The organism is Stenotrophomonas sp. TWI273 (genome assembly GCF_039674765.1).
Classification (GTDB): domain Bacteria; phylum Pseudomonadota; class Gammaproteobacteria; order Xanthomonadales; family Xanthomonadaceae; genus Stenotrophomonas.
The window spans coordinates 410,219-435,069 of sequence record NZ_JBDJOA010000001.1 but is presented as its reverse complement, the minus strand read 5'-3'; the positions used below and the strand labels follow the sequence as shown (position 1 = coordinate 435,069).

Annotated in this window: 24 protein-coding genes; 12 read left to right on the top strand and 12 right to left on the bottom strand. The window is 67.8% G+C overall.

The window, feature by feature from the left end:
- Positions 1-53 precede the first annotated feature (53 nt).
- Complete coding sequence (gene serA, locus ABE571_RS01780; RefSeq protein ID WP_313212845.1) at positions 54-1,295, bottom strand: phosphoglycerate dehydrogenase; 1,242 nt, start codon at positions 1,293-1,295, stop codon at positions 54-56.
- Between the two features lie 205 nt (positions 1,296-1,500).
- Here serA and ABE571_RS01775 point away from each other — a divergent pair, with 205 nt between their 5' ends.
- The 3 genes from ABE571_RS01775 to ABE571_RS01765 all read left to right on the top strand — a co-directional run bounded on the left by ABE571_RS01775 (position 1,501) and on the right by ABE571_RS01765 (position 5,064).
- Entirely contained in the window at positions 1,501-2,889 is a 1,389-nt protein-coding gene (locus ABE571_RS01775; RefSeq protein ID WP_313218197.1) for an FAD-binding oxidoreductase, read from the top strand.
- Positions 2,890-2,950: 61 nt separating this feature from the next.
- The gene (locus tag ABE571_RS01770) at positions 2,951-3,247 is read left to right on the top strand and encodes a DUF2388 domain-containing protein (RefSeq protein ID WP_272713931.1); all 297 of its coding nucleotides are present in this window, start codon (positions 2,951-2,953) and stop codon (positions 3,245-3,247) included.
- The gene (locus tag ABE571_RS01765) at positions 3,247-5,064 is read left to right on the top strand and encodes a DUF4105 domain-containing protein (protein ID WP_346493064.1); all 1,818 of its coding nucleotides are present in this window, start codon (positions 3,247-3,249) and stop codon (positions 5,062-5,064) included. The genes ABE571_RS01770 and ABE571_RS01765 overlap by 1 nt, the downstream gene beginning before the upstream one ends.
- Here ABE571_RS01765 and ABE571_RS01760 read toward each other — a convergent pair.
- Positions 5,042-6,109 carry an ATP-binding protein gene (locus ABE571_RS01760; protein WP_346493063.1) on the bottom strand — a complete coding sequence of 356 codons (1,068 nt, stop codon included), beginning with the start codon at positions 6,107-6,109 and terminating at the stop codon, positions 5,042-5,044. The genes ABE571_RS01765 and ABE571_RS01760 overlap by 23 nt on opposite strands.
- On the bottom strand, positions 6,109-6,858 hold the full coding sequence (locus ABE571_RS01755) for a response regulator (RefSeq protein WP_313212835.1): 750 nt from the start codon (positions 6,856-6,858) through the stop codon (positions 6,109-6,111). Before ABE571_RS01755 ends, ABE571_RS01760 begins: the two co-directional genes overlap by 1 nt.
- Positions 6,859-7,080: 222 nt before the next feature.
- Here ABE571_RS01755 and ABE571_RS01750 point away from each other — a divergent pair, with 222 nt between their 5' ends.
- Positions 7,081-7,476: a nuclear transport factor 2 family protein gene (locus ABE571_RS01750; RefSeq protein WP_313218204.1), complete on the top strand. Its 396-nt coding sequence runs from the start codon at positions 7,081-7,083 to the stop codon at positions 7,474-7,476.
- Positions 7,477-7,579: 103 nt separating this feature from the next.
- Positions 7,580-8,323 carry an MliC family protein gene (locus tag ABE571_RS01745; RefSeq protein ID WP_346465093.1) on the top strand — a complete coding sequence of 248 codons (744 nt, stop codon included), beginning with the start codon at positions 7,580-7,582 and terminating at the stop codon, positions 8,321-8,323.
- A 60-nt stretch (positions 8,324-8,383) separates the two neighbouring features.
- On the opposite strand, the gene ABE571_RS01740 is transcribed toward ABE571_RS01745, so the two are convergent.
- From ABE571_RS01740 to ABE571_RS01710, 7 genes are all read right to left on the bottom strand, one after another.
- Positions 8,384-8,845 carry a hypothetical protein gene (locus tag ABE571_RS01740; RefSeq protein ID WP_346462198.1) on the bottom strand — a complete coding sequence of 154 codons (462 nt, stop codon included), beginning with the start codon at positions 8,843-8,845 and terminating at the stop codon, positions 8,384-8,386.
- Positions 8,835-9,401, bottom strand: coding sequence for an elongation factor P-like protein YeiP (yeiP, locus tag ABE571_RS01735; RefSeq protein WP_121036675.1), 567 nt, complete (start codon positions 9,399-9,401; stop codon positions 8,835-8,837). The genes ABE571_RS01740 and yeiP overlap by 11 nt, the downstream gene beginning before the upstream one ends.
- Before the next feature lie 68 nt (positions 9,402-9,469).
- Positions 9,470-10,240 carry an SDR family NAD(P)-dependent oxidoreductase gene (locus ABE571_RS01730; RefSeq protein ID WP_102788428.1) on the bottom strand — a complete coding sequence of 257 codons (771 nt, stop codon included), beginning with the start codon at positions 10,238-10,240 and terminating at the stop codon, positions 9,470-9,472.
- A gap of 52 nt (positions 10,241-10,292) precedes the next feature.
- Complete coding sequence (locus ABE571_RS01725) at positions 10,293-12,881, bottom strand: EAL domain-containing protein (RefSeq protein ID WP_313218208.1); 2,589 nt, start codon at positions 12,879-12,881, stop codon at positions 10,293-10,295.
- Positions 12,878-13,771 carry a hydroxymethylglutaryl-CoA lyase gene (locus ABE571_RS01720; protein ID WP_313212825.1) on the bottom strand — a complete coding sequence of 298 codons (894 nt, stop codon included), beginning with the start codon at positions 13,769-13,771 and terminating at the stop codon, positions 12,878-12,880. Before ABE571_RS01720 ends, ABE571_RS01725 begins: the two co-directional genes overlap by 4 nt.
- Before the next feature lie 168 nt (positions 13,772-13,939).
- Positions 13,940-14,326: a VOC family protein gene (locus ABE571_RS01715; protein WP_313212724.1), complete on the bottom strand. Its 387-nt coding sequence runs from the start codon at positions 14,324-14,326 to the stop codon at positions 13,940-13,942.
- An 11-nt stretch (positions 14,327-14,337) separates the two neighbouring features.
- Positions 14,338-15,126 (bottom strand): enoyl-CoA hydratase-related protein, encoded by a 789-nt coding sequence (locus ABE571_RS01710; protein WP_313218210.1) that lies wholly within the window; start codon positions 15,124-15,126, stop codon positions 14,338-14,340.
- Positions 15,127-15,240: 114 nt separating this feature from the next.
- Here ABE571_RS01710 and ABE571_RS01705 point away from each other — a divergent pair, with 114 nt between their 5' ends.
- Genes ABE571_RS01705 through ABE571_RS01695 form a run of 3 tightly spaced genes read left to right on the top strand, consistent with a single transcriptional unit; the run spans position 15,241 to position 17,608 of the window.
- On the top strand, positions 15,241-15,498 hold the full coding sequence (locus ABE571_RS01705) for a FeoA family protein (RefSeq protein ID WP_313212722.1): 258 nt from the start codon (positions 15,241-15,243) through the stop codon (positions 15,496-15,498).
- On the top strand, positions 15,495-17,354 hold the full coding sequence (locus tag ABE571_RS01700; protein ID WP_313212721.1) for a ferrous iron transporter B: 1,860 nt from the start codon (positions 15,495-15,497) through the stop codon (positions 17,352-17,354). Before ABE571_RS01705 ends, ABE571_RS01700 begins: the two co-directional genes overlap by 4 nt.
- Complete coding sequence (locus ABE571_RS01695) at positions 17,354-17,608, top strand: DUF6587 family protein (RefSeq protein ID WP_346462201.1); 255 nt, start codon at positions 17,354-17,356, stop codon at positions 17,606-17,608. Before ABE571_RS01700 ends, ABE571_RS01695 begins: the two co-directional genes overlap by 1 nt.
- Before the next feature lie 45 nt (positions 17,609-17,653).
- On the opposite strand, the gene ABE571_RS01690 is transcribed toward ABE571_RS01695, so the two are convergent.
- Both ABE571_RS01690 and ABE571_RS01685 read right to left on the bottom strand, forming a co-directional pair.
- Positions 17,654-18,235: an NAD(P)H-dependent oxidoreductase gene (locus tag ABE571_RS01690; RefSeq protein WP_346462202.1), complete on the bottom strand. Its 582-nt coding sequence runs from the start codon at positions 18,233-18,235 to the stop codon at positions 17,654-17,656.
- Positions 18,236-18,289: 54 nt separating this feature from the next.
- Complete coding sequence (locus ABE571_RS01685; RefSeq protein WP_346493062.1) at positions 18,290-18,691, bottom strand: MerR family transcriptional regulator; 402 nt, start codon at positions 18,689-18,691, stop codon at positions 18,290-18,292.
- Between the two features lie 192 nt (positions 18,692-18,883).
- Here ABE571_RS01685 and dapB point away from each other — a divergent pair, with 192 nt between their 5' ends.
- From dapB to carB, 4 genes are all read left to right on the top strand, one after another.
- Positions 18,884-19,621, top strand: a complete 738-nt coding sequence (gene dapB, locus ABE571_RS01680) for a 4-hydroxy-tetrahydrodipicolinate reductase (protein WP_346493061.1) — start codon at positions 18,884-18,886, stop codon at positions 19,619-19,621.
- A gap of 241 nt (positions 19,622-19,862) precedes the next feature.
- Positions 19,863-20,993 carry a glutamine-hydrolyzing carbamoyl-phosphate synthase small subunit gene (gene carA / locus ABE571_RS01675; protein WP_313212716.1) on the top strand — a complete coding sequence of 377 codons (1,131 nt, stop codon included), beginning with the start codon at positions 19,863-19,865 and terminating at the stop codon, positions 20,991-20,993.
- Positions 20,993-21,547: a hypothetical protein gene (locus ABE571_RS01670; RefSeq protein WP_346462690.1), complete on the top strand. Its 555-nt coding sequence runs from the start codon at positions 20,993-20,995 to the stop codon at positions 21,545-21,547. The genes carA and ABE571_RS01670 overlap by 1 nt, the downstream gene beginning before the upstream one ends.
- A gap of 54 nt (positions 21,548-21,601) precedes the next feature.
- Positions 21,602-24,844 (top strand): carbamoyl-phosphate synthase large subunit, encoded by a 3,243-nt coding sequence (gene carB, locus ABE571_RS01665; protein WP_313218218.1) that lies wholly within the window; start codon positions 21,602-21,604, stop codon positions 24,842-24,844.
- Positions 24,845-24,851: the final 7 nt, after the last annotated feature.

The window sequence follows — 24,851 nt, the reverse complement described above, 5'->3', positions numbered from 1 at the left end:
GCGCCGTGGAGCCGCACCATCAACTGATGACGCACGTTGTCAGCGAAGCTGAATCAGTACAGCACGCGGGTGCGCAACGTGCCCGGGATGGCCGCCAGTTCGTCGCGGACCGCGCCGGCCTGGGCTTCGCTGGCGGTGATGTCGATCACCACGTAGCCGACCTTGGGGTCCGTACGCAGGAACTGGCCGTCGATGTTGACGTTGTGGCGCGAGAAGATCTCGTTGACCTTGGAGAGCACGCCCGGCACGTTCTGGTGGATGTGCAGCAGGCGCAGGCTCTCGGCGTGCTCGGGCAGGGTCACTTCCGGGAAGTTGACCGCCGACAGGGTGCTGCCGTTGTCGCTGTAGCGCACCAGTTTGGCCGCCACTTCCACGCCGATGTTGTCCTGCGCTTCCAGCGTGCTGCCGCCCACGTGGGGGGTCAGGATCACGTTGTCGTGTGCGGTGAGCGGGGAGACGAACGCATCGCCGTTGCCCTTGGGCTCGACCGGGAACACGTCCAGCGCCGCACCGCCCAGGTGGCCCGAGCGCAGCGCTGCATCCAGCGCGTCGATGTCGACCACGGTGCCGCGCGCGGCGTTGATCAGGTGCGCGCCGGGGCGCATCCGGGCCAGTTCATCGGCGCCGATCATCCATTGGGTGGCGGGCGTCTCGGGCACATGCACGGTGACGATGTCCGCACGTGCAAGCAGGTCGTCCAGGCTGATCGCCGCACGGGCATTGCCCAGCGACAGCTTGGTTTCCACGTCGTGGAAGATCACCTGCATGCCCATCGCCTCGGCCATCACGCCGACCTGGGTGCCGATGTGGCCATACCCGATGATGCCCAGCGTCTTGCCGCGCACCTCATGGCTGCCGGCGGCCGACTTGGACCAGCCGCCGCGATGGCATTCGGCGTTCTTCTGCGGGATGCCGCGGGTCAGCATGATCGCCTCGGCGATCACCAGCTCGGCCACGCTGCGGGTATTGGAGTAGGGCGCGTTGAACACCGGGATGCCGGCCAGTTCCGCTGCCTCCAGGTCCACCTGGTTGGTGCCGATGCAGAAGCAGCCGACCGCCATCAGGCGCTTGGCGTTGGCCAGCACGTCCGCGCTGAGCTGCGTGCGCGAGCGGATGCCCACGATATGCGCCTCTGCGATGCGCGCCTTCAGTTCATCTTCCGGCAGCGCCTTGCTGTGCAGTTCGATCTGCGAATAGCCGGCCGCGGTGAACACGTCGATCGCGGTCTGGCTGACCCCCTCGAGCAACAGTACGCGGATATCCTGCTTCGGGAACGAGGTCTTTTTCGGCGACATGGGCGGCGTGCGACGTGTGGCGGCGGGAGCCCTCAACTATGCCAGAAGCCGGCCGCGATGGTGCGGTGCGCCAATCGATGTTCAAACGGTTTCAGATGCACCTATTTGGGCGAGGCCGACGCGCCGCGAGAACAGCGCCCGCTACTGGACGCGGCCCGGAGGGGCTGGCAGGCTTGCGGGCTCCCCCGGCACCGCCAGACGCCCCATGACCGATCCGCGCCTCGATTCGCTATTGCTCGCTTGCCCCGGGCTGCGCCTGAAGACCGATCCAGCCGATCTGGAGCACTACGGCCGCGATTGGACCCGGCGCTGGACCCCGGCACCGTTGGCGATCGCCTTGCCGGGCACGGTGGAGGAGGTGCAGGCGATCCTGCGCTGGGCGAGCGCCCAGGGCGTGGCCGTGGTGCCCTCCGGTGGCCGCACCGGCCTCTCCGGTGGCGCGGTGGCAGCGCACGGCGAGCTGGTGCTCAGCCTGGAGCGGATGAACAAGCCGCTGGCCTTCGATGCGGTCGACCGCACGCTGACCGTCCAGGCGGGCATGGCGCTGGAGGCGGTGCACAACGCGGCGCTCGAGCATGGCCTGATCTACCCGGTGGATTTCGCCGCGCGTGGTTCGTGCTCGATCGGCGGCAACATCGCCACCAATGCCGGTGGCATCCGCGTGATCCGCTACGGCAATACCCGCGAGTGGATCGCCGGCCTGAAAGTGGTGACGATGGCCGGTGAGCTGGTCGAGCTCAACAAGGGCCTGATCAAGAATTCCAGCGGGTATGACTTCCGCCAGCTGCTGATCGGCTCGGAAGGCACGCTCGGCGTGATCGTCGAAGCCACCTTGAAGCTCACCGATCCGCCGCCGGCCAGCAATGTGATGCTGCTGGCGCTGCCCTCGTTCGAGGTGTTGATGCAGGTATTCGCCGCCTTCCGCGAGCGGCTGCAGCTGCAGGCCTTCGAATTCTTCACCGACCGGGCGCTCGAGCACGTGCTGGCGCATGGCGCGCAGGCACCGTTCGACGAGGTCCATCCGTATTACGTGGTGACCGAATTCGCGGCCGGCGACGAGGCGCAGGAAGCCGCCGCGATGGCTGCCTTCGAAGACTGCATGGAGCACGGCTGGGTCAGCGATGGCGTGGTCAGCCAGAGCGATGCCCAGGCCGCGCAGCTGTGGCGCCTGCGCGAGGGCATCACCGAAGCGGTGGCGCGCTACAAGCCCTACAAGAACGATGTCTCGGTGCGGATTTCGGCGATGCCAGCCTTCCTCGCCGAAACCCAGGCGCTGATCGGGCAGGCGTACCCGCAGTTCGAAGTGGTCTGGTTCGGCCATATCGGCGACGGCAACCTGCATATCAACGTGCTCAAGCCGGACGAGACCGCCGACGCCGAGTTCCTGACCCAGTGCGAGCACGTCACCAAGCTGCTGGCCGGTGTGCTGGCCCGCTTTGACGGCAGCATCTCGGCTGAACACGGGATCGGCCTGGTCAAGAAGGGCTATCTGGACAGCACGCGCAGCGCGCCGGAAATCGCCCTGATGAAGGCGGTCAAACGTGCGTTTGATCCCCAAGCGCTGCTGAATCCCGGCAAGGTCTTTGACCTCTGAGACAAGACAGGATTTCACGCAGCCTATACGCTCTGTGTTTTCCACCGCGAACGACACTCCGATGATGCGTCCGATCCTGCTTGTTGCCGTGCTCGCCCTGCCGTTGTCGGCGATGGCCTCCAGTTTTGCCGGCAGCTCTGCCGGCTCCGCGTCCGGTGCGTCCTCGGCCGGTTCGTCCAGCTCGGGCGATGACAAGATCGTGCTTGATGCGCGCGATGATGCTGCCGCCTTCGTGGCCAGCGACGGTGCGATCCGTGGCGCCCGTCTGGAAGCGGCGCTGCTGCACCTGCGCGAGCAGGGTGTCGCGCAGCAGCAGGCCAGTGACATGGCGCTGGCCAGGACCCTGCTGGCCCGCTGATGCAGCCCTCTGGTCAGGTCCGCCGCTGGCGCTGGGCGGTCCTGATCGCGTGGCTTGCCGCGCCCTTCGCACAGGCGGCCCTGCAGCTGGAGTTGCAGCCGCAGGGATTGAACGCAGCGCAGATCGTGGCCGCCGAGCGTGTCCTGAAGCAGGTGCACACGCGCCTGCCGGCGGCGTGGCAGGCACGTTTCCAGCACCCGGTGCAGGTGCGCTGGTCGGACACGCTGCCCGCGCACGTGCATGGCCGGGCCCGCAACGGCACGATCACCCTGCAGCGCGCGTTGCTGGGCGCCGTGCAGGACGATCAACCGCTGCCACGCCCGCTCGAAGCCGCGCTGATCCATGAATTGACCCATGTGCTGGACCGTTCGCCGCAGGGTGGCTGGTCGCGCGATGCACGTCTTCGCGATCTGGCCGGCTGGCAGCGACGCCCGTGGAAGCTGGGTCGCACGGCGAACGCCTTCCGCGAGCGCAGTCCGGACGATTACGAACGCACGCGACCGGCCGAGTTCCTGGCGGTCAACGCCGAGCACCTCCTGCTCGATCCGGATTACGCCTGCCGCCGGCCGGCCGTCGCTGCGTGGTTTGCCGCGAACCTCGGGCCGAGCGACCAGGCCGTGGGATGCGACAGCCGCCTGCCGTTGATGCAGGCCGAAGAGGAGGTCGGCGCGGCGACGCTGCTCGAGCTGGATCCGGCCCGGATCTACGCGGTGGACTACCTGCTTGCCGAAGGCAATGACCAGCTGATGAGCCGCTGGGGCCACAGCATGCTGCGCCTGGTGATCTGCGCGCCCGGCCGGCCGCGTGGGCCGGCCTGCCGGATGGATCTGTCCCATCACCGCGTGCTGTCCTACCGTGCCTTCGTCGGCGATGTACAGATCTCCAGTTGGCGGGGGTTGACCGGCGCCTATCCTTCGCGCCTGTTCGTGCTGCCACTCAACCAGGTCATCAACGAATACACCCAGGTGGAACTGCGGGGGCTCTCTTCAGTGCCGTTGGCACTGGATCCGCCGGACATCGCCAGCCTGCTGGAGCGTGTCGCGCAGGTGCACTGGAGCTATGACGGGCGCTATCTGTTCGTCAGCAACAACTGCGCGGTGGAGACCGGCAAGCTGCTGCAGGAAGGCGTGCCACGGCTGGCGTCGCCGGGGTTGAACCGGCTCACGCCGCGCGGGCTGCTGACCCGCCTGGCGCGCCAGGGCGTGGCGGACGCCAGCGTGCTGGCCGATCGCGGGCAGGCGACGCGACAGGGCTACTACTTTGCCTCCGCCGAGGATCACTACCAGCAGTTGTTCGATGCGGCGCGCCAGCAGCTGCCGCTGGGCACGACATCGGTCGGCGAGTGGTTGCGGCAGCGGGCCAGCGAGCGTGCACGCTGGGTAGAGCAGGGTGATCTGCGCGCCACCGCCGCCCTGCTGTTGCTGGAACAGGCCGCCCTGCGTCGCGAAGAGCTGCGCGCACGCGACGTGTTGAAACGGCTGCTGGGCGATCCGGCCAGGGACGATGCGGCGGCGCGCGACGCGCTGCGCGCGTTGCTGGAGGACACCGGCCAGCTGATCAGCCCGGCGGCACTGGTGACGGGGGCCGGCTACGGGCTGCCTTCGGCGGACGAGCGGGTGCAGGCCAGCGAGGCGGCGGCGCGGCTCAGCGCACAGGGGGTGCCGGCCTGGCAGGCGTTGCAGCTGCAGCTCAAACACCGCCTGCCGCAGGCACAGCAACGCGAACTGGCCACGATCGACCGCAATCTGGCCCGGCTGGGTGTGCGGATGCGCGAACTGGCCCGGCAGGACGGTGTTACTGCCGGGGCAGCTCGATGACGAAGCGCGCTCCGCCCAAGGTGCTGGCGCCGCAGGCGACTTGGCCGCCATGCGCATCGGCGATTGCCTTGACCACCGCCAGCCCCAGCCCGCTGCCACCCCGCTGACGCGAGCGCGAGCCGTCGCCGCGCAGGAAGGGATCGAAGATCTGCTCGCGCAGCGCCGCATCGATGCCGGGGCCTTCATCGTCGATGGCGATCTGCACATGGGTGGCGGTGTCGTGCACGGCAATGCGGACCCGGCCGGGCGTTGCATAGCGGCGCGCATTTTCCAACAGCGCCATCAGTGCCTGGCGTACCCGGGTCGGGTCGCAATGCGCGGGATGTTCCTCGCGGGAGGTCTCCAGTTCCAGCACGAAGCCGCTGCTGCGGAAACCCGGATCCACCAGGCTCATCACCGAGTGCACTTCCTGCACTACGTCATTGCGGGCACGGCGGACATCCAGGCGCGCGCTGTCGGCCAGGCTGAGCACGCGCAGGTCCTCGATCAGCCGCGACAGCCCCTCGACCTGCGCCAGCAGGCTGCGGAACTGGCCTTCGTCCGGCGCAAACACGCCTTCGGCCAGGCCCTGCAGCCGACCGCGCAGGATGGTGACCGGCGTGCGCAGTTCATGCGCGATCGCCGCGTGCCACATCACCCGGTCGGCCTCGATGTTCTGCAGCCGCCGCGCCATCGCGTTGAAGTCGTCCACCAGCAGCGCGACTTCGCCGAGCGAGCGGTCACTCACTGCCGCACGTGCGCCGAGATCGCCATCGGCCAGCCGGCCAATGCTGTCCACCACCGCGTTGAGCGGGGTCAGGATACGCTGGGACAGACGCACGGACGCGGCGACCGCCAGCGTCAACCCGATCAGGGTCACGCCGACCATCCAGACCAGTTCCGGGCCACTGGGCACCCAGCTGACCGGCTCGTCCACGCCGCCGGGATAGAAGGCCACCAGCACCGCGTACAGCAGGTAGGAGCTGAGGATCACCATCACGATGACCGCCAGCACCATCATCGACATCGACAGCACGATGTGCCGGCTCAGGCCCGAGCGGCGCATCAGTGGTCCGCCGCCAGCCGGTAGCCGACGCCGCGGACGCTGGCCGGGACATTGGCCAGGCCCACATCATCGAGTTTGCGGCGCAGCTTGCTGACGTGGCTGTCCACGGTGCGCTCCAGTGCTTCGCTTTCCGGCAGGCACTCGTGCATCAGTTCGCTGCGGCTGAAGATGCGCATCGGCGCCAGCGCCATGCAGTGCAGCAGCTTGTATTCGGTCAGGGTGAGCAGGAGCTCGTGACTGTAGCCATCGCCTTCGACATGCACCGTGTGGTGTTCCGGATCGATCACCAGGCTGCCCACGCGCAGGATCTCCGGTGCGCTCTGGCGCGGCGCATTCAAGGTGCGCCGCAGTACCGCACGCACCCGTGCGGCCACTTCCGCCGGGTTGAACGGTTTGACCACGTAGTCGTCCGCGCCCATCCGCAGGGCGGTGAGCTTGTCCAGGTCCTGGTCCAGCGCGGTCAGCATGATCACCGGCGTATCGCCGCGCTGGCGCAGGGTGTTGAGCACGGTCCAGCCGTCCATGCCCGGCATCTGCACGTCAAGCAGGACCAGGTCCGGCCGTGCGCTGCGGTGCAGGGCCAGGGCGTTCAGGCCATCCTGCGCGCGCAGCGTGCGCAGGCCCTCGCGGGCCAGGTAGGCCGCGACGATATCGGCGATCTCGGGTTCGTCCTCGACGATCAGGACCAGGGCGTTGAGCGAATGATCCCAGCGCGCGGTGGGGGCGCCGGGTGAATCGGAGGCGGGCATGCAGGGCAGGGCCGTAAGGTGCTTGAGCTCCATCGTATCTCCACACTTCCTCCATCGAAACCCCACCGAGGCCGCGCAGACTGCCGCCATCGTGATTTCGGCCGGTATCCCGGCAGCTGTGCTGCAGATGAAGAGCAAGAACAGGCATGCCGCCCCGGTGGCGGTGATCCAGGCGCTGCGCGCGCACAGCGAAGTGCCGCAGCGACGATGGCAGGTGCGCACATGAGCGCGGTACTGCAACCGGCACACGTCGAGGCGGCCGAGGCACGGCTGTGGGATGCGCTGATCCAGTGGCAGCCGCAGCAGCTGAGCGCACTGCTGTCACCGGCACTGTTCCTGACCGACCTCGACGGCCAGCGTCAGGATGCCTCCCCGTTGCTGGCGGGCTGGAACGCGCGGCGCATCCGCATCGCCGCGATCGAGCGGCAGCAGACCGAGCAGCTGGCCTGCGGCGCGATGGTGCTGGTCACCGGCGAGCTGCGCATCCACCTCGATGGCGAGCACGGCAGGCAGCTGCATGCGATGCGCCTGCTGCGGGTCTGGGCGCGCTGCACGGGCGCGCCGGGCGTCCATCTGCTCTCGCTGTGCATGCTGCCGGCGGCGCCGCGTCCGCACTGAACCGCGTGTTCAGCGATGCCTGCGAGGTCAGCATCGCTTCACCTGTTCTCACGGCGCGGCAGGTACGATCAAGTGTTGTCGACGTTATCGCAAGGAGTACCTCATGCGCGCATCTCCCTGGTTGTTGAGCCTGGCCATTACCGGCGCACTCGCCGCCTGCCAACCGGCCAGCCAGAGCAGCCCCGCCGCCAATGGCAGCGAAGCGCCGCCCCCGAGCGATGCCTCCACCACCGATGAGCGCAGCTATGCGTTCCGCTGTGGCGAGCATGAAGTGCATGCCACTTACCGCGGACAGGATTCGGCGACGGTGGTGGTCGATGACCGCACCTTCGCGATGTCCTCGCAGCCGGCGGCGTCGGGCGCGAAGTATGGCGATGGGCAGGGCAACGAATTCTGGACCAAGGGCACCACCGACGGGATCCTGATCCTGAAGGGCGAGCCGGACCGTACCTGCACCGGCACCGGCGAACAGGGCGGCGAAGCACCGCCGGCCAATGCGACCGCCAATGCGGCTGCGCAGGCCGATGCCGCAGGCGGATTCCGCGCGACCGGCAATGAGCCCGGCTGGCTGGCCCAGGTCGGGGCGGGTGCCACGCCGGCGCTGCACATCGAGATGGACTACGGCGAGCGCACGCTCGAGATTGCCAGCCCCACGCAGGGCCGTGACGGTTGGTCCGGTACCGCCGCCGATGGCACCCCGGTCAAGCTGACCTTCCAGCGTACGGTGTGCCAGGACGACATGAGCGGCCAGGCCTTCGGTGCCACGGCCATGCTCACGGTCGGCGCGCGCCAGTACCACGGCTGTGGTGATTTTGCCGGCGCGCCATCGTTGGCGGCCAAGCCCTGATCCAGCAAGCTCGGATCCCGTTGAAGGCACCGGATGCGCGCATGCGCGTCCGGTGAATCATCACATGCCGCGCGGGCAGGGGTTGGGCAGCGCCCGGCTGTCGGCATCCAGGATCAGCTCATTGCGGGTGCCCAGCAGCATCAGCTCGGTGTGCACCAGGCAGTTGTCGGCATGACGGTGCAGGAGCTGATTGAAGAGCCTGGCACGGTCGTCGCAGCTCTCGTGGATCGCGTACGCCAACTCGCGCGCACGGTCTTCGTCGTACGCTTCTTCGCCAGCGAAGTGCTGGCAGGCGCTTTCCCGCGCCAGGAAGGCCTGCACATCGCCGGGCATCGCGCAGTACATGCGGATGTCCTCGGCCACGAACACCTCCGCTGGCACGTCGCAACGCGCCCCGCTGGCGGTATCAGCCAACGTGGCAGGTGCGCGCGGGGTACCCGATGTCTCACGCTCCACTGCCCGCGGCGAGCACGCCGCGAGCAGCAGGAACAGGACGATCAGTGCGGACCGTTTAGTCGGCACGGCCGGCGAATTCACCGGTGGTGGTGTTGACCAGCACACGTTCGCCGTTGGCGATGTACTCCGGCACCATGATTTCGATGCCGGTGCTGAGCTTGGCCGGTTTCGGGCGCTTGGTGGCGGTGCCGCCCTTGAGCTCCGGCGGCGTCTCGACCACTTCCAGCACCACGCTGGTCGGCAACTGCACGCCCACCGGGGTTTCGTCGATCACCTGCACGTAGATGCCGGTCAGGCCATCGGTGATGTAGCCGGCGTCATCGCCGAGCACATCCGCATCGACCATGTACGGGGTGTAGTCCTCGTCATCCAGGAAGACGAAGGCGTCGCCATCCATGTACGAGTAGGTCGCCTGGCGGCGCAGCAGCTCGACTTCCGGCAGGTTGTCGTCGGCATCGAAGCTGGAATCGAGCTTGTTGCCGCCCGGCACGCTGTACATGATGAAACGGAAACGGACATTGCCGCCGCGGCCCTGCGGGGAGCTGCGTTCGATGTCGCGGATCTGGTAGACGCCGTTGTTGAATTCGACGACGTTGCCTTTCTTGATGTCGCTGGCTTTCATGGGAATGAAGGTCGGTTCGTGGAGGTGGCGGGTGCCGGAACCGGGCACCCAGCGGGTTGCGTGCTCGCTTACTTCGGCGCCAGACGCACGGCGCCGTCAAGGCGGATGGTCTCGCCGTTGAGATAGGTGTTGCCCAGGATATAGGCGACCAGGCCGGCGAAATCTTCCGGCTTGCCCAGGCGCGGCGGGAACGGGATGGAGGCGGCCAGCGATTCCTGCACGGCCGGCGGCATGCCATCGACCATCGGGGTCCAGAAGATGCCCGGGGCGATGGTCATCACGCGGATGCCGAACCGCGACAGTTCGCGGGCCATCGGCAGGGTCATGCTGACCACGCCGCCCTTGGAGGCGGCATAGGCGGCCTGGCCGATCTGGCCTTCATAGGCCGCCACGCTGGCGGTGTTGATGATCACGCCGCGCTCGCCATCCTCGCCCGGGGTGTTGTGCTGCATGCGGTTGGCGGCGGCCTTGGCGACGTTGAAGCTGCCGACCAGGTTGACCATCACCGTGCCCTGGAAGTTGGCCAGCGGCATCGGCGCTTCCTTGCCAAGCACGCGGCCTGCGCCCAGGATGCCGGCGCAGTTGATCGCGGTGTTCAGCCCGCCCAGGAAGTCGCAGGCGGCATCGATCTGCGCGGCCACGGCGGCTTCGTCGCTGACATTGGTGCTGTAGTAGCGCGCGTTGGACTCGCCAAGCGCGGCCACGGCGGCCGCGCCCTTGTCGTCATTGAGATCGAACAGGGCCACCTTGGCGCCGTGGGCGACCAGGTGCTGGGCCACGGACAGGCCAAGGCCGGAAACACCGCCGGTGATGACGGCGCGGACAGAAGACAGCTGCATTGCACGATCCCGCTGGTTCAAGAACCGCCGATTCTAGCGGAAGCGGCCGCCATCACCGTTGTGCACTGCCCACGGCGACCTTGGCACGCAGCGCCAGCCGCCGGGCGAACTCGTCCGCCGCCAGCCCCGGCGCGAACAGGAAGCCCTGGCCGACCGAGACCCCCAGCGTGGTCAGGAACTGGCGCTGGGCCTCCGATTCGATGCCCTCGGCGACCAGCCCGAGGCCAAGGCTGCGCGCGATGCCGCAGACGGCCTCGCAGACCGCCACGTCCGAACGGTTGGTCGGCACGCCCTCCACGAACAGCTGGCTCAGCTTGAGGCCATGGATCGGCAGCCGGCGCAGATAGTTCAGCGCGCTGTAGCCTTCGCCGAAGTCGTCGATGGTCAACAGCACACCCATCTCGCGCAGCTGCGCGAAGGTACGCAGGGTATCCGGGGCATCTTCGATCAAGACCCGCTCGGTGAACTCCAGCTCCAGTGCGCTGCCGGGCAGGTGGAATTCGTCCAGTACGGCGCGCACGTTCCGGGCCAGATCCTCGCCAACGAACTGCCGGTAGGACACATTGACGGCCACCCGCACGATGCCCAGCCCGTCGTCCTGCCACTGGCGCACCTGTCGGCAGGCCTCGCGCAGCACCCACAGGCCGATCCGGACGATGTCGCCGGTACTCTCGGCATGGCCGATGAAGATGTCCGGGCGCAGTTCGCCCAGCTGCGTGTTGCGCCAACGAATCAGCGCCTCGGCGGCGATCAGCTGGCCGCTGTGCAGGTTGACCTGCGGCTGATAGACCAGGTGGAACTCGTCGTCGTCCAGCGCCCGGTGCAGCCGGCTCTCGATCTGCAGCCGATCATGCTGGCGCTGCGCCAGCGCGGGCGAGAACACCTGCCAGCCATTGCGGGTGCGCCGCTTGCAGTCGTACATGGCGATGTCCGCGTTCTGGATCAGCTGTTGCGGGCGCAGCCCATCCTGAGGCGCACGCGCGATGCCGATGCTGGTGGTCACCGGGAATTCGTCGGCACCGAAGCGGAACGGGGTGCTGAACGCACGGGTGATCGCATCGGCCAGCCGCTCGGGCTGATCGGCCTGGTCGCGGGTATCGCAGACCACCAGGAACTCATCGCCGCCGAACCGGGCCAGCAGCCCCTCGGTACCGATCGCAGTGGCGATGCGGCGGGTGGCATCGATCAGCAGCTCATCGCCGGCGTTGTGGCCGAGCAGGTCGTTGACGATCTTGAAGCGGTCCAGGTCGATGTACAGCACGGCCACCCGGCAATGGGTGGGGTTGGCCATGCGTGTGGCCAGGTCATTGAGCACCGCATCGCGGTTCATGATGCCGGTGAGCGGATCGGTGCGCGCCTGGATGCGCAGCGTCTCTTCGGCCTGCTTGCGCGCGGTGATGTCCTGCACGGTGCCAGCGATGCGGGCGGCATCGACATCACCGGCCTCGGCTTCGCCGATCATGCGCACCCAGAACGAGTGGCCGTCGCTGCGCTGGCCCTGCAGCTCCAGTTCGAAGGACACCTGCCGGTCGATCACCTCCAGCAGCGCCTGCTGCAGCAGCGCGCGATCATCCAGGCGCAGGCACTCCAGCAGCTCGGCCATGTCGTGCATCGGCAGGTTCTGGCCAAGGATGCGGGTCGCTTCGTCGGTGAGGTACAGGCGCTGCAGGCCGCGGTCCCACTCCCAGCCGCCGATGTGCGCCAGCGACTGCGCGCGGTCGAACAGGGTGTTGTTGCGCTTGAGCTCGGTGATGTCGCTGAACAGCCCGAACACGTGGTCCGGCGCATCGCGCCCGTTGCCGTACACCGGCACGTTGGTGGTGGAGATCCAGATCATCCGGCCGCGCGGGCGGTGGTAGAGGCCGACGATGGTGCTGCGCACGATGCGCCCGGTCTGCAGCGAGACACTGGCGGGCCATTGGTCGCGGGTGAGCGGGTGGCCGTGCTCGTCCACGCTGATCCAGTCCTCCGGCGCCAGCATCGCCTGCAGGCTGCCGCCATTGCCGGCGGTGCCCAGAATGCGGTGCGCGGCCGGGTTGGCCGAGACCACCCGCAACTGGCGGTCAAACAGGATCACGCCCTTGTCGATGGATTCCATCAGCAGCCGGTAACGCGATTCGGCCTGCCAGCGGCTGCTCAGGTCGCGCGCCACCGCCACGATGCAGTGCTCGCCCTGGTGCTCGAAGCCGGCCGAATGCACCTCCACCGGGAAGCGGCTGCCATCGCCGCGCATGTTGGTGACTTCGATGACGTAGGTCTCGCCCCGATGCAGGGCTTCCCAGACCGGGTCCAGGTGGTCGCCGGGCAGGTCCGGGTTCAACAGTTCGATCGGCTGGCCGACGATCTCCTCGCGGGGGCGGCCATAGGCACGCACGCCCGCCTTGTTGAGGTCCAGTACCACGCCGCGTTCGCTGAGGATGCTGACCGGGTCGGGGACGGCATCGAACAAGGCGGCATAGCGACGCAGGGCCAGCTGCCGCTCGTCCATCGCTTCCTGCAGGGCCTGCTGGACCTCCTCCAGCAGGCCGCGCAGGTCGCCCGGCGAGTGGGCCAGGGCGCGTTCCAGGGCAGCCAGCGCGTGGACGTGGGGGGTGAGGTGATCACCCACCGCAGCGTCCTTGCGCGGGCCGCCACTTTTCATGTCGCCGCCAGCGCCCTGCCGGTCTTGCTGCCGGTCTCGCGCCCCAGCCGTGCGGCCAGCCAGCGCCCGGTGGCGGCCAGCGCCGGCAGATCGATGCCGGTGCGCATGCCGATGCCATGCAGCATGTAGACCACGTCTTCGCTGGCGACGTTGCCGCTGGCGCCCTTGGCATACGGGCAGCCACCCGCACCGGACACCGCCGAATCGACCACGCGCACGCCTTCTTCCAGGCAGGCATCGATGTTGGCCAGCGCCTGGCCATAGGTGTCATGGAAGTGCACGGCCAGCGCGGCCATCGGCAGTTCGCTGGCGACCGCGTTGAGCATCGCGCGTGCCTTGCGCGGCGTGCCGACGCCGATGGTGTCGCCGAGCGAGATTTCGTAACAGCCCATGTCATGCAGCGCGCGCGCGACACGGACCACCTCGCTCACCGCGACCTCGCCCTGGTAGGGGCAGCCGAGCACGGTGGACACATAGCCACGCACCTTGACCCCGTCGGCTTTGGCCCGCGCCAGGATGGGCGCGAAGCGCGCCAGCGACTCGTCGATGCCGGCATTGGTGTTGGTGCGGTTGAAGGTTTCCGAGGCGGCAGTGAACACCGCCACCTCCTGCACGCCCACCGCGCGTGCGCGGTCGTAACCCTGTTCGTTGGGCACCAGCACCGGGTAGTCGATGCCCGGGCGGCGCTCGATGCCGGTGTAGACCTCGGCGGCGTCGGCCAGTTGCGGCACCCAGCGCGGGCTGACGAAGCTGGTCGCCTCGATGGTGCGCAGGCCGGTCAGCGAAAGCTGGCGGATCAGTTCGATCTTGTCGGCGGTGGCCACCGGCTGGGCTTCGTTCTGCAGCCCGTCACGCGGGCCGACCTCGACGATGCGGACGAAGTCATCCATGTGCCAGCCCTCCGCGAACGGAGCGACGGACGACCAGCAGGGGGCGGGGCGGGGTAGAGATCACGGAGATTCCTGTCAGACGAAAGGCGGCCCACGTTCCCCGGCGGGCCACGAAAGGGGGATACGCGGGATGGGCGACAAAGCGGCCATCCCGCCGGCGATGGGCGGTCAGCCCGGGAGGTGGCAGACCGCTTCGATGTTGTTGCCATCCGGGTCAAGCACGAACGCCCCGTAATAGTGGGGGTGGTAATGCTCGCGGATGCCCGGGGCGCCGTTGTCCGTGCCGCCGGCTGCCAGTGCGGCGCGGTGGAAAGCGTCCACATCGGCCCGGCTGCCCGCGCTGAAGGCGACGTGCACGCCGCCATGGGCGCCCGGGGCGTTGCCGATCCAGAAGTCCGGCTTGCCGCTGCGGCCAAAGCCGGCATGGTCATGGTCGCCGGTCTGCGCGGCCGAGACCTGCATCACCACCGAGATGCCCAGCGGGGCCAGGGCCTGCTGGAAGAACGACAGGCTGCGCGCGAAATCGCCGCAGCGGATGCCAACGTGGTCGAGCATGGTACGTCTCCTCAGTCCTGGGTGACCCAGTGCGGGGCACGCTTGTCCAGGAAGGCGCCGAGGCCTTCCTGACCTTCGGCCGAGACCCGCAGGCGGGCGATCAGGGCGGCGTTGTCGCGGTCGGTGGCGTCGCGGTCGCGGCCCAGTGCGACCCGTCGGACCAGCGCCTTGGCAGACGAAGCGGCCACCGGACCGGCCTTGTCGAGCAGGCCGAGCTGGCGCTGGACGGCCTCGTCGATCCGTTCAGGCTCGATCAGCTGGTGGACCAGGCCGATGCGCAGGGCGGTCTCGGCGTCGAAATGCTCGCCAGTGGCGAACCAGCGCCGCGACTGGCGTGGGCCGATCGCGTCGATGACATAGGGCGAGATCACGGCGGGCAGCAGGCCCAGGCGGCTCTCGGTCAGGCCGAAGCGGGCGCTGGTGCTGGCGATGGCGATATCGCAGCAGGCCACCAGGCCGACCCCGCCACCGAAGGCGGCGCCCTGGACACGGGCGATGGTCGGCTTGGGCAGCTCATCCAGGGTCCGCATCAGGCGGGCCAGGGCGAGGGAGTCCTGGCGGTTGTCCTCCTCGCTGGCGGCGGCCATGCCACGCATCCACTGCATGTCCGCGCCCGCCGAGAACGAGGCGCCTTCGCCGGCCAGCACCACCGCCCGGACGTGGTCGTCGCGGCCGGCGGCCTCCAGGGCGGCCGTCAGCTGGGCGATCAACGAGGCGTCGAAAGCGTTGTGCAGGGCCGGGCGGTTCAGCCACAGGGTCAGCACCGAGGCGCTGCGTTCAATCCGTAGTGCATCACTCATGGGTCGGCTTGCTCCAGTACATGTACAGATCATAGCGGGCCATCGGTCACGGGCAATGGCGCGGCGCGTCGATGGTAGAATTGATAACCATTCCTATCATCGAGAAGGCGCTCCGTGACGTTGTCCGATCTGGCGCTGTACAGCTCCGCCGTGGTGGAGTCCGTGCAGGAAACACACGCAAACGATGCGATCGCCCGCCGACTGAAGGAGCTTGGCTTCGTCAAAGGGGAAGAGGTGCGTCTGGTCGCCCGTGGTCCAGTCGGCGCCGAGCCGCTGCTGGTGCAGGTAGGGTTCACGCGCTTCGCGCTGCGCCGCAGTGAAGCCGCCCGCATCGTGGTGACCGCGCTGCAGGCCCAGCAGGCCCGCGCATGAGTACCGCCAGCAACGCCCTGCGCATCGCCCTGGTCGGGAACCCGAACAGCGGCAAGACCGCGCTGTTCAACCAGCTCACCGGCAGCCGCCAGAAAGTGGCCAACTACACCGGCGTCACCGTTGAGCGCAAGGAAGGCCGCCTGCGTGCACCGTCCGGGCGCGAGTTCGCCGTGCTCGATCTGCCGGGCGCCTACAGCCTGCAGCCGGCCAGCCTGGACGAAGCCATCACCCGTGATCTGTGCCGGGGCTTCTACCCGGGCGAGGCCGCGCCGGACGTGCTGCTGTGCGTGATCGATGCGACCAACCTGCGCCTGCACCTGCGCTTCGCGCTGGAGCTGCGTGAGCTGGGCAAGCCGATGATCGTGGCGCTGAACATGGTCGACGCGGCGCAGCGCCGCGGCATCAAGATCGACGTGCAGGCGCTGGAACAGGCCCTGGGCGTGCCCGTGGTGGAGACCGTGGCCGTGCGCCGCAACGGCGCGGCCCAGCTGGTCGAGCGCCTGGATGCGATGGTGCCGCACCTGCAGGCCCCGGTGGTGGTGCCTGCCGCCGAGGCCGATTACCACGCCCAGGTGCGCGACATCCTGGCCGCTTCGGTGAGCATGCCGACACGTACGGCGAAGATCGACGACGCGCTGGATCGCTGGCTGCTGCATCCGGTGTTCGGTCTGCTGACCCTGGCCGTGGTGATGTTCCTGATCTTCCAGGCGGTGTATGCCTGGGCGACGCCGGTCATGGACCTGATCGAGGCCGGTACGGCGGCACTGGGCGGCTGGATCGGTGGCGCGCTGCCGGAAGGCCCGCTCAACAGCCTGCTTACCGACGGCATCATTGCCGGCGTGGGGGGCGTGATCGTGTTCCTGCCGCAGATCCTGATCCTGTTCGCCTTCATCCTGGCGTTGGAAGAATCCGGTTACCTGCCGCGCGCGGCTTTCCTGCTGGATCGCATGATGGCCGCGGCCGGTCTGTCCGGGCGCTCGTTCATCCCGTTGCTGTCCAGCTTCGCCTGCGCGGTGCCGGGCATCATGTCCACCCGCAGCATCCAGGACCCGCGCGACCGGCTCGCCACGATCCTGGTGGCCCCGCTGATGACCTGTTCGGCGCGCCTGCCGGTGTATGCGCTGCTGATCGGCGCCTTCATCCCGCAGAAGCAGATCTGGGGCGTCTTCAACCAGCAGGGCCTGGTCCTGTTCGGCCTGTACGCGGCCGGCATCCTCAGCGCGCTGCTGATGTCCTGGACGATGAAGAAGTGGCGCCGCGACAAGAGCGAGCATCCGTTGATGCTGGAACTGCCGTCCTACCGCATCCCGCACCCGCGCGATCTGGCGGTCGGGCTGTACGAGCGCGGCATGATCTTCCTCAAGCGTGTGGGCGGCATCATTCTGGCGCTGACCATCCTGCTGTGGGTACTGCTGTCGTTCCCGGGGGCGCCGGAGAACGCGACCATGCCGGCGATCGACTACAGCTTCGCCGGTCAGATCGGCCATGCCATGGCGGTGTTTTTCGCGCCGCTGGGCTTCAACTGGCAGATCTGCATCGCATTGATCCCGGGCCTGGCCGCGCGTGAAGTGGCGGTGGCCTCGCTGGCCACGGTGTACGCGCTGTCCGCCGCCGATGACGATGCCGCCAGCCAGGCGCTGACCCCGCTGATCAGCGACGGCTGGTCGCTGGCCACCGCGCTGTCGCTGCTGGTCTGGTACATCTACGCCCCGATGTGCATCTCCACGCTGGCCACGATCAAGCGTGAGACCAACTCGTGGAAGCAGATGGGCTTTGCCACGTTCTACCTGTTCGCGGCCGCCTACATCGCCTCGCTGATCACCTATCAGGTGACTGTGGCACTGGGCGGCGGCTGATGGAGACCGGCCTGCTGCTGCAGTACATCGTGATCGCGCTGGCCGTGCTGGTCAGCGCGTGGGTGGTGATGAAGAAGCAGTTCCCGGGTACCGTGCGCAAGGCACGCGGGGCGATCGCGCTGGGGCTGGTGAAACCGCACCGCGCCGCCTGGTTGCAGGCGCTGGGCCGCAGGATCGCGCCACCTGCCACGGGTGGCGGTGGTGCGTGTGGCGGCTGCGACAGTTGTGGGCCGACGCCGCCGAAGCAGCACTGAGGGGCGGGATCCACGCCTTGCGTGGATTCCCCTGCAGGAACACAGTCAGCGGCCCTGGTTGCCCAGTCGCTCCACCTGCCGCAACCAGGCCTCACGCTGCGCCAGCGTGGTGCTGCGCACCGGGCCAAATCCGCTGATCCTGACCGGCTTGATCCCGCAGAATTCCAGGATCGTGCGGCGGATCTGCTGATATCCCGGCATGCGGTACACCCAGCGGTAGTACCAGGGCGGGGTGTCCAGGGTAGTGATCACCCGCGCGCTGCGCCCACTGAGCAACCGGTCCCACCACACCGAATCCTGGCGATAGCGGAACGCGACGCCAGGCAGGAAGGCACGGTCAAAGAAGCCCTTCAACAGTGCCGGCATGCCGCCCCACCAGGTCGGGTAGACCAGCACCAGGTGGTTGCACTGGGCAATGGCGGCCATGATCTCCTGCAGGTCCGGCTCCAGCGGCTGGATCTGCCGGTAGCCATGGCGCAGGACAGGATCGAAATCGGCCTCGCCCAGGGCGAACAGGTGGACGCAGTGCCCGGCCGCCTGCGCGGCGTCCCGGTAGCGCTCGGCGATTGTGCCGCACAGGCTGTCACGGTCGGGGTGGCCAAGCAGGATGACGATGGAGCGGGACATGGGCGAACTCGCAGGAGGGGAGCGCAAGCCTGCGGTCTGCCCCATGGGGCAGAGTCAAGCGGCCCGGCAGTCGCCAGCAGCCATGCAGCTTTCCAGTGCGCCGGTATCCCCGTGGACGACGAGTTCGGCCACCTCATCGCGTAGAACGGTGAGTGCCTGGTCAAGCTGGTGGAGGCGCTCCATGTCTGCGCGTACCGCCAGTTGGCGCGTGACCAGCAGTGTCTGTACGCGTGGCCAATCGATGCCGCCATCGGCACGACGCAGGCAGACCACGTCGGCAAGGCGGAACCCCAGCGTCAGCGCCTGGCGGATCAGCTGGACCAGGTGGAGATCCTGTTCGCTGTAGTCGCGGTAGCGATTGACCCGCGGGATCGGCGCCAGCAGGCCCCGTGCTTCATACAGGCGGATGGCCTTCTGGCTCGCGCCGCTGCGTCGGGCGATGTCGGAGATGCGCATGGATCAATCCCGCATCAGCCCGCCATGCACCGCCAGGTGATGACCGAGGTCGGGTGCGCTGCGGGTGACGGGAAGGCGCTGCTTCAAACGCTGCATGGAGAGGCTGCCAGAGACGGACCGGTCGGCCAGCGTAGCAAGCCGTGGGTGGTTTTCCTCTTGTACATCGTCGCTGCCACCCGCTAGCCTGCATGCATGACTACCACTCCCCTACGTTTGCTCATCCACGGTGCCTCCGGCCGCATGGGCCAGGCGCTGCTCCGCCTTGCCGCTGACAATCCCGCCCTGCAGGTGGTGGCCGCGGTCACCCGCCGCTCGCCGGCCCAGCGCGTGGTCGAGGGCGTGCCGCATTTCGCCAGCAGTGAGCTGGCGGGTGCCCCCCAGTTCGATGTCGCCATCGATTTCAGCCTGCCCGAGGGATTCGATCCGGTGCTGGCGCTGTGCGTGGAGCGCGGTGCCGGCTTCGTGTCCGGCACCACCGGCATCAGCGAGGCGCAGCGCCAGGCGCTGATCCAGGCGGCGGGCCGGATTCCGCTGGTCTGGGCCTCCAACTTCAGCCTGGGCGTGGCGGTGCTGGACGAGCTGGTCGAGCGGGCTGCCGCTGCACTGGCCGGCTGGGACTGCGACATCGTCGAATCCCATCACACCCAGAAGAAGGACGCGCCCTCCGGCACGGCCTTGACCCTGGGCGCGGCGGCGGAGAAGGGCGGGGCGCACCCGCACTACGCCAGCCTGCGCGCCGGCGACATCGTCGGTGAGCACCTGGTCCAGTTCACCGGGCTGGGCGAGCGCATCGAGCTGACCCACCGTGCCACCAATCGGGACATTTTTGCCCGTGGGGCCCTGTTTGCGGCCAGCCAGCTGCCGGGCCGCGCGCCGGGCAGCTACCGGGTCCGGGATCTGCTGGATGGGGCCACGCCGCCCGCCGTCTGAATTGGGGGCCTCCGGGCAGGATGGGCGCGCGCCTGAACCGGCGCTGCGCCCTCCGTCGGCCTGAACAGGGCAATTGCACGCGGATACTGGCGTCGCACCCGGCTTGCCTTTACAATTCCCGCTCGCCGAATCACGACAGCCGGACCGGTCCAGAACCGCAGTCCGCGCTTTTTTGCAGCCGCTTTTTCGTGAAGCGCAGGCGTGACTTCGGCGACCCCTCGGTAGCCAAAGTGAGATTTCCGTGACCCAAGCCGCAATCCTCGTCCTCGAAGACGGCACCGTATTCGAGGGCGAATCCGTAGGCGCGCCCGGCCTGTCCGTTGGTGAGGTGGTGTTCAACACCGCCATGACCGGCTATCAGGAAGTGTTGACCGATCCTTCCTACGCCCGGCAGATGGTCACGCTGACCTACCCGCATATCGGCAACACCGGCATGACCGACCAGGACGATGAAGCGGCCAAGGTGTGGTCGGCCGGCCTGATCGTGCGCGATGTGCCGCGCCGCCCGAGCAACTGGCGCAGCCAGGTGTCGCTGCAGGATTGGCTGATCCAGCGCGGCGTGGTTGCCATCTCCGGTATCGATACCCGCAAGCTGACGCGCATCCTGCGCGAGCGCGGCGCCCAGAACGGTGCGCTGATGGCCGGCGAAGGCCTGAGCGTGGACACCGCGCTGGAAGCGGCACGCAAGTTCCCCGGCCTCAAGGGCATGGATCTGGCCAAAGTCGTCAGCACCGACAAGCGCTACACCTGGACCGAGGGCCAGCTGGATCTGGACAGCAATGCCTTCGTCAACGCCGCACCGCGTTTCAAGGTGGTGGCCTATGACTTCGGCGCCAAGCTGAACATCCTGCGCATGCTGGCCGAGCGCGGCTGCGAGCTGACGGTGGTGCCGGCGCAGACCCCGGCCGCCGAAGTGCTGGCGATGCATCCGGATGGCGTGTTCCTGTCCAACGGTCCGGGCGATCCGGAACCGTGCGATTACGCGATCGCCGCGATCAAGACCTTCCTCGAGAAGAAAGTGCCGGTCTTCGGCATCTGCCTGGGCCACCAGCTGCTGGCGCTGGCCTCCGGCGCAAAGACGGTCAAGATGGGCCATGGCCACCACGGCGCCAACCACCCGGTCCAGGATCTGGACGGCGGCCGCGTGATGATCACCTCGCAGAACCATGGCTTCGCGGTCGATGAGGCGTCGCTGCCGGCCAACCTGCGCGTGACCCACCGTTCGCTGTTCGATGGCACCAACCAGGGTATCGCCCGCACCGACGTGCCGGCGTTCTCGTTCCAGGGCCATCCGGAAGCCTCGCCGGGCCCGCACGACGTCGGCCCGCTGTTCGATCGCTTCGTGACCCTGATGGCCGAGGCCAAGGCGTGATGCGCAGCCCCGCGCTGCTGCTGTCGCTGTTGTGCCTCACCGGTGTGGCCCAGGCCGCGCCGGCCACGGATGCCGAGGTGCGGGCGGTGGTCCAGTCGCTGGGCCTGGGCACGCTGGGCACGGACATGGCCAAACTGATGGTCGAGAACGTGCCGGCGCTCAATGCGCTGCCCGAGACCGATCGCCAGTGCGCGTATGCGCCGATCAAGGGCCTGCTCGACGCGCAGTTCCGTCGCTCGGTGATCAGCGGCCTCGGCAACGACGGCGACCAGGTGATCGCGGAGTGGTCGCGCTTCCTGGGGACCCCGGGCGGCAAGAGCCTCGCCTCGGCCTTCGCCGGTGCCAATCCATCGACGATTGCCGCCAAGGCCAACGCCGACCTGAGTGAAAAGGAACGCGCCGACGTGGCGGCGTTTCTGACCAGCCCGGCCTACACCCGCTTCATCGCCACGCTCGACATCGAATCGGAGCTGCCCGACGACATCGGCGTGCAGCTGGCGAAAGGACTGCAGGACCAGTGCCGGATCGCGCTGAACCCCGACGATATTTCCTGATCGACAGCGTGCGATCACCCCCATCTGCCTCGCTGTCCAGACTTAGAGAAGACAATGCCCAAGCGCACTGACCTTAAAACCATCCTCATCATCGGTGCAGGCCCGATCGTCATCGGCCAGGCCTGTGAGTTCGACTACTCTGGCGCGCAGGCCTGCAAGGCACTGCGCGACGAGGGTTACCGCGTGGTGCTGGTCAACAGCAATCCGGCCACCATCATGACCGACCCGGAGATGGCCGACGCCGTCTACATCGAGCCGATCAACTGGCAGACGGTCGAGAAGATCATCGCCAAGGAAAAGCCCGACGCGCTGCTGCCGACCATGGGCGGCCAGACCGCGCTGAACTGCGCGCTGGACCTGGCCGACAACGGCGTGCTGGAGAAGTACAACGTCGAGCTGATCGGCGCCAAGCGCGATGCGATCCGCATGGCCGAAGACCGCGAGCTGTTCCGCGTGGCCATGGGTGAGATCGGCCTGGAGTGCCCGTCCGCTGCGGTCGCGCACACGCTGGAAGAAGCGATCGACATCCAGACCCGCGTCGGCTACCCGACCATCATCCGTCCCAGCTTCACCCTGGGCGGCAGCGGTGGCGGTATCGCCTACAACCGCGAAGAGCTGGTCGATATCGTGACCCGCGGCCTGGAACTGTCGCCGACCACCGAAGTGCTGGTGGAAGAGTCGGTGCTGGGCTGGAAGGAATTCGAGATGGAGGTGGTGCGCGACACCGCCGACAACTGCATCATCGTCTGCTCGATCGAGAACCTGGACCCGATGGGCGTGCACACCGGTGACTCGATCACCGTGGCCCCGGCCCAGACCCTGACCGACAAGGAATACCAGCGCCTGCGCGATGCCTCCATCGCCGTGCTGCGCAAGATCGGCGTGGATACCGGCGGTTCGAACGTGCAGTTCGGCATCAGCCCGACCACCGGCCGTGTGGTCGTGATCGAAATGAACCCGCGCGTGTCGCGTTCCTCGGCGCTGGCCTCCAAGGCCACCGGCTTCCCGATCGCCAAGGTCGCGGCCAAGCTGGCCGTGGGTTACACCCTGGACGAATTGAAGAATGAGATCACCGGCGGCCTGACCCCGGCCTCGTTCGAGCCGTCGATCGATTACGTCGTCACCAAGATCCCGCGCTTCGCCTTCGAGAAGTTCCCGGCGGCCGATGCGCGCCTGACCACCCAGATGAAGTCGGTGGGCGAGGTGATGGCGATGGGCCGCACCTTCCAGGAGTCGCTGCAGAAGGCGCTGCGTGGTCTGGAAACCGGCAAGATCGGCCTGGACCCGACCGGCCTGGACCTGTCCAACGAAGACGACATCACCACCATCAAGCGCGAGCTCAAGGCCCCGGGCCCGGAGCGCCTGTTCTTCGTGGGTGATGCGTTCCGCGCCGGTTTCAGCGTGGAAGAAGTGTTCGCGCTCTCGCACATCGACCCGTGGTTCCTGGACCAGATCGAAGAGATCATCCAGGCCGAAGCCGAGGTGGCCGCCGACGGCATCGACGCGCTGGATGCGGCACGTCTGCGCAAGCTCAAGCGCGCTGGTTTCTCCGATGCCCGCCTGGCCGAACTGACCGGTACCAACGAAGCGGCCGTGCGCGCGCTGCGTCGTGCCCACAAGGTGCGCCCGGTGTACAAGCGCGTGGATTCCTGCGCCGCCGAGTTCGCCACCAGCACCGCGTACCTGTACTCGACCTATGAGGACGAGTGCGAAGCGGCGCCGAGCAACCGCGACAAGATCATGATCCTGGGCGGCGGTCCGAACCGCATCGGCCAGGGCATCGAGTTCGACTACTGCTGCGTGCACGCCGCGCTGGCGCTGCGCGAGGATGGTTATGAAACCATCATGGTCAACTGCAACCCGGAAACCGTGTCCACCGATTACGACACCTCCGACCGCCTGTACTTTGAGCCGCTGACGCTGGAAGACGTGCTGGAGATCGTCGAGCTGGAACAGCCCAAGGGCGTGATCGTCCAGTACGGTGGCCAGACCCCGCTGAAGCTGGCGCGCGCGCTGGAAGCCAACGGTGTGCCGGTGATCGGCACCTCGCCGGACTCCATCGATCTGGCGGAAGACCGCGAGCGCTTCCAGCAGCTGGTCGACAAGCTCGGCCTGAAGCAGCCGCCGAACCGCATCGCCCGCAACGACCAGGAAGCCCTGCTGCTGGCGCGCGAGATCGGCTACCCGCTGGTGGTGCGCCCGAGCTACGTGCTGGGCGGCCGCGCGATGGAAATCGTCTACGGCGAATCCGATCTGGCCCGCTACGTGCGCGACGCGGTGAAGGTCTCCAACGATTCGCCGGTGCTGCTGGACCGCTTCCTGGACAACGCGGTGGAAGTGGACGTGGACATCATTGCCGACAAGGACGGCAACGTGCTGATCGGCGGCGTGATGGAGCACATCGAAGAAGCCGGCGTGCATTCGGGCGATTCGTCCTGCTCGCTGCCGCCGTACTCGCTGTCGGCCGAGACCCAGGCCGAGCTGCGTCGCCAGGTGGTGGAGCTGGCCAAGGCCCTGAACGTGGTCGGCCTGATGAACACCCAGTTCGCGATCCAGGCGGGCGAGAACGGCGAAGACATCGTCTACCTGCTGGAAGTGAACCCGCGTGCCTCGCGCACCGTGCCGTTCGTCTCCAAGGCCACCGGCATGCCGCTGGCCAAGATCGCCGCGCGCTGCATGGCCGGCAAGACGCTGGCCGAGCAGGGCGCGACCAAGGAAATCGTGCCGGGCTACTACTCGGTCAAGGAAGCGATCTTCCCGTTCGCCAAGTTCCAGGGCGTCGATCCGATCCTCGGGCCGGAGATGCGCTCCACCGGTGAGGTGATGGGCGTGGGCCGCAGCTTCAGCGCCGCCTTCGCGCGTGCGCAGGAAGCCGGTGGCATCAAGGCACCGCCGCTGGGCAAGGCCTTCGTTTCGGTCCGTGACCCGGACAAGAAGCGCGTGCTGCCGGTCGCCAAGGCACTGCTCGAGCGCGGCTACACCCTGGTGGCCACCCGTGGCACCGGCGCGTGGCTGCAGGAGCACGGCATGGCCTGCGAGATCGTCAACAAGGTGGTCGAAGGCCGTCCGCACATCGTCGATTCGATCAAGAACGGCGAGATCGTCTACATCGTCAACACGACCGAGGGTCGCGCGGCGATCAATGACTCCTTCTCGATCCGTCGCGAAGCGCTGCAGCATCGCGTGACCTATTCGACCACCATCGCCGGCGCCATGGCGCTGGTGCAATCACTGGAATTCCGCGGTACCGGCCCCGTCTGGTCGCTGCAGGAACTGCACAAGGAGTTGAACGCATGAGAGCACC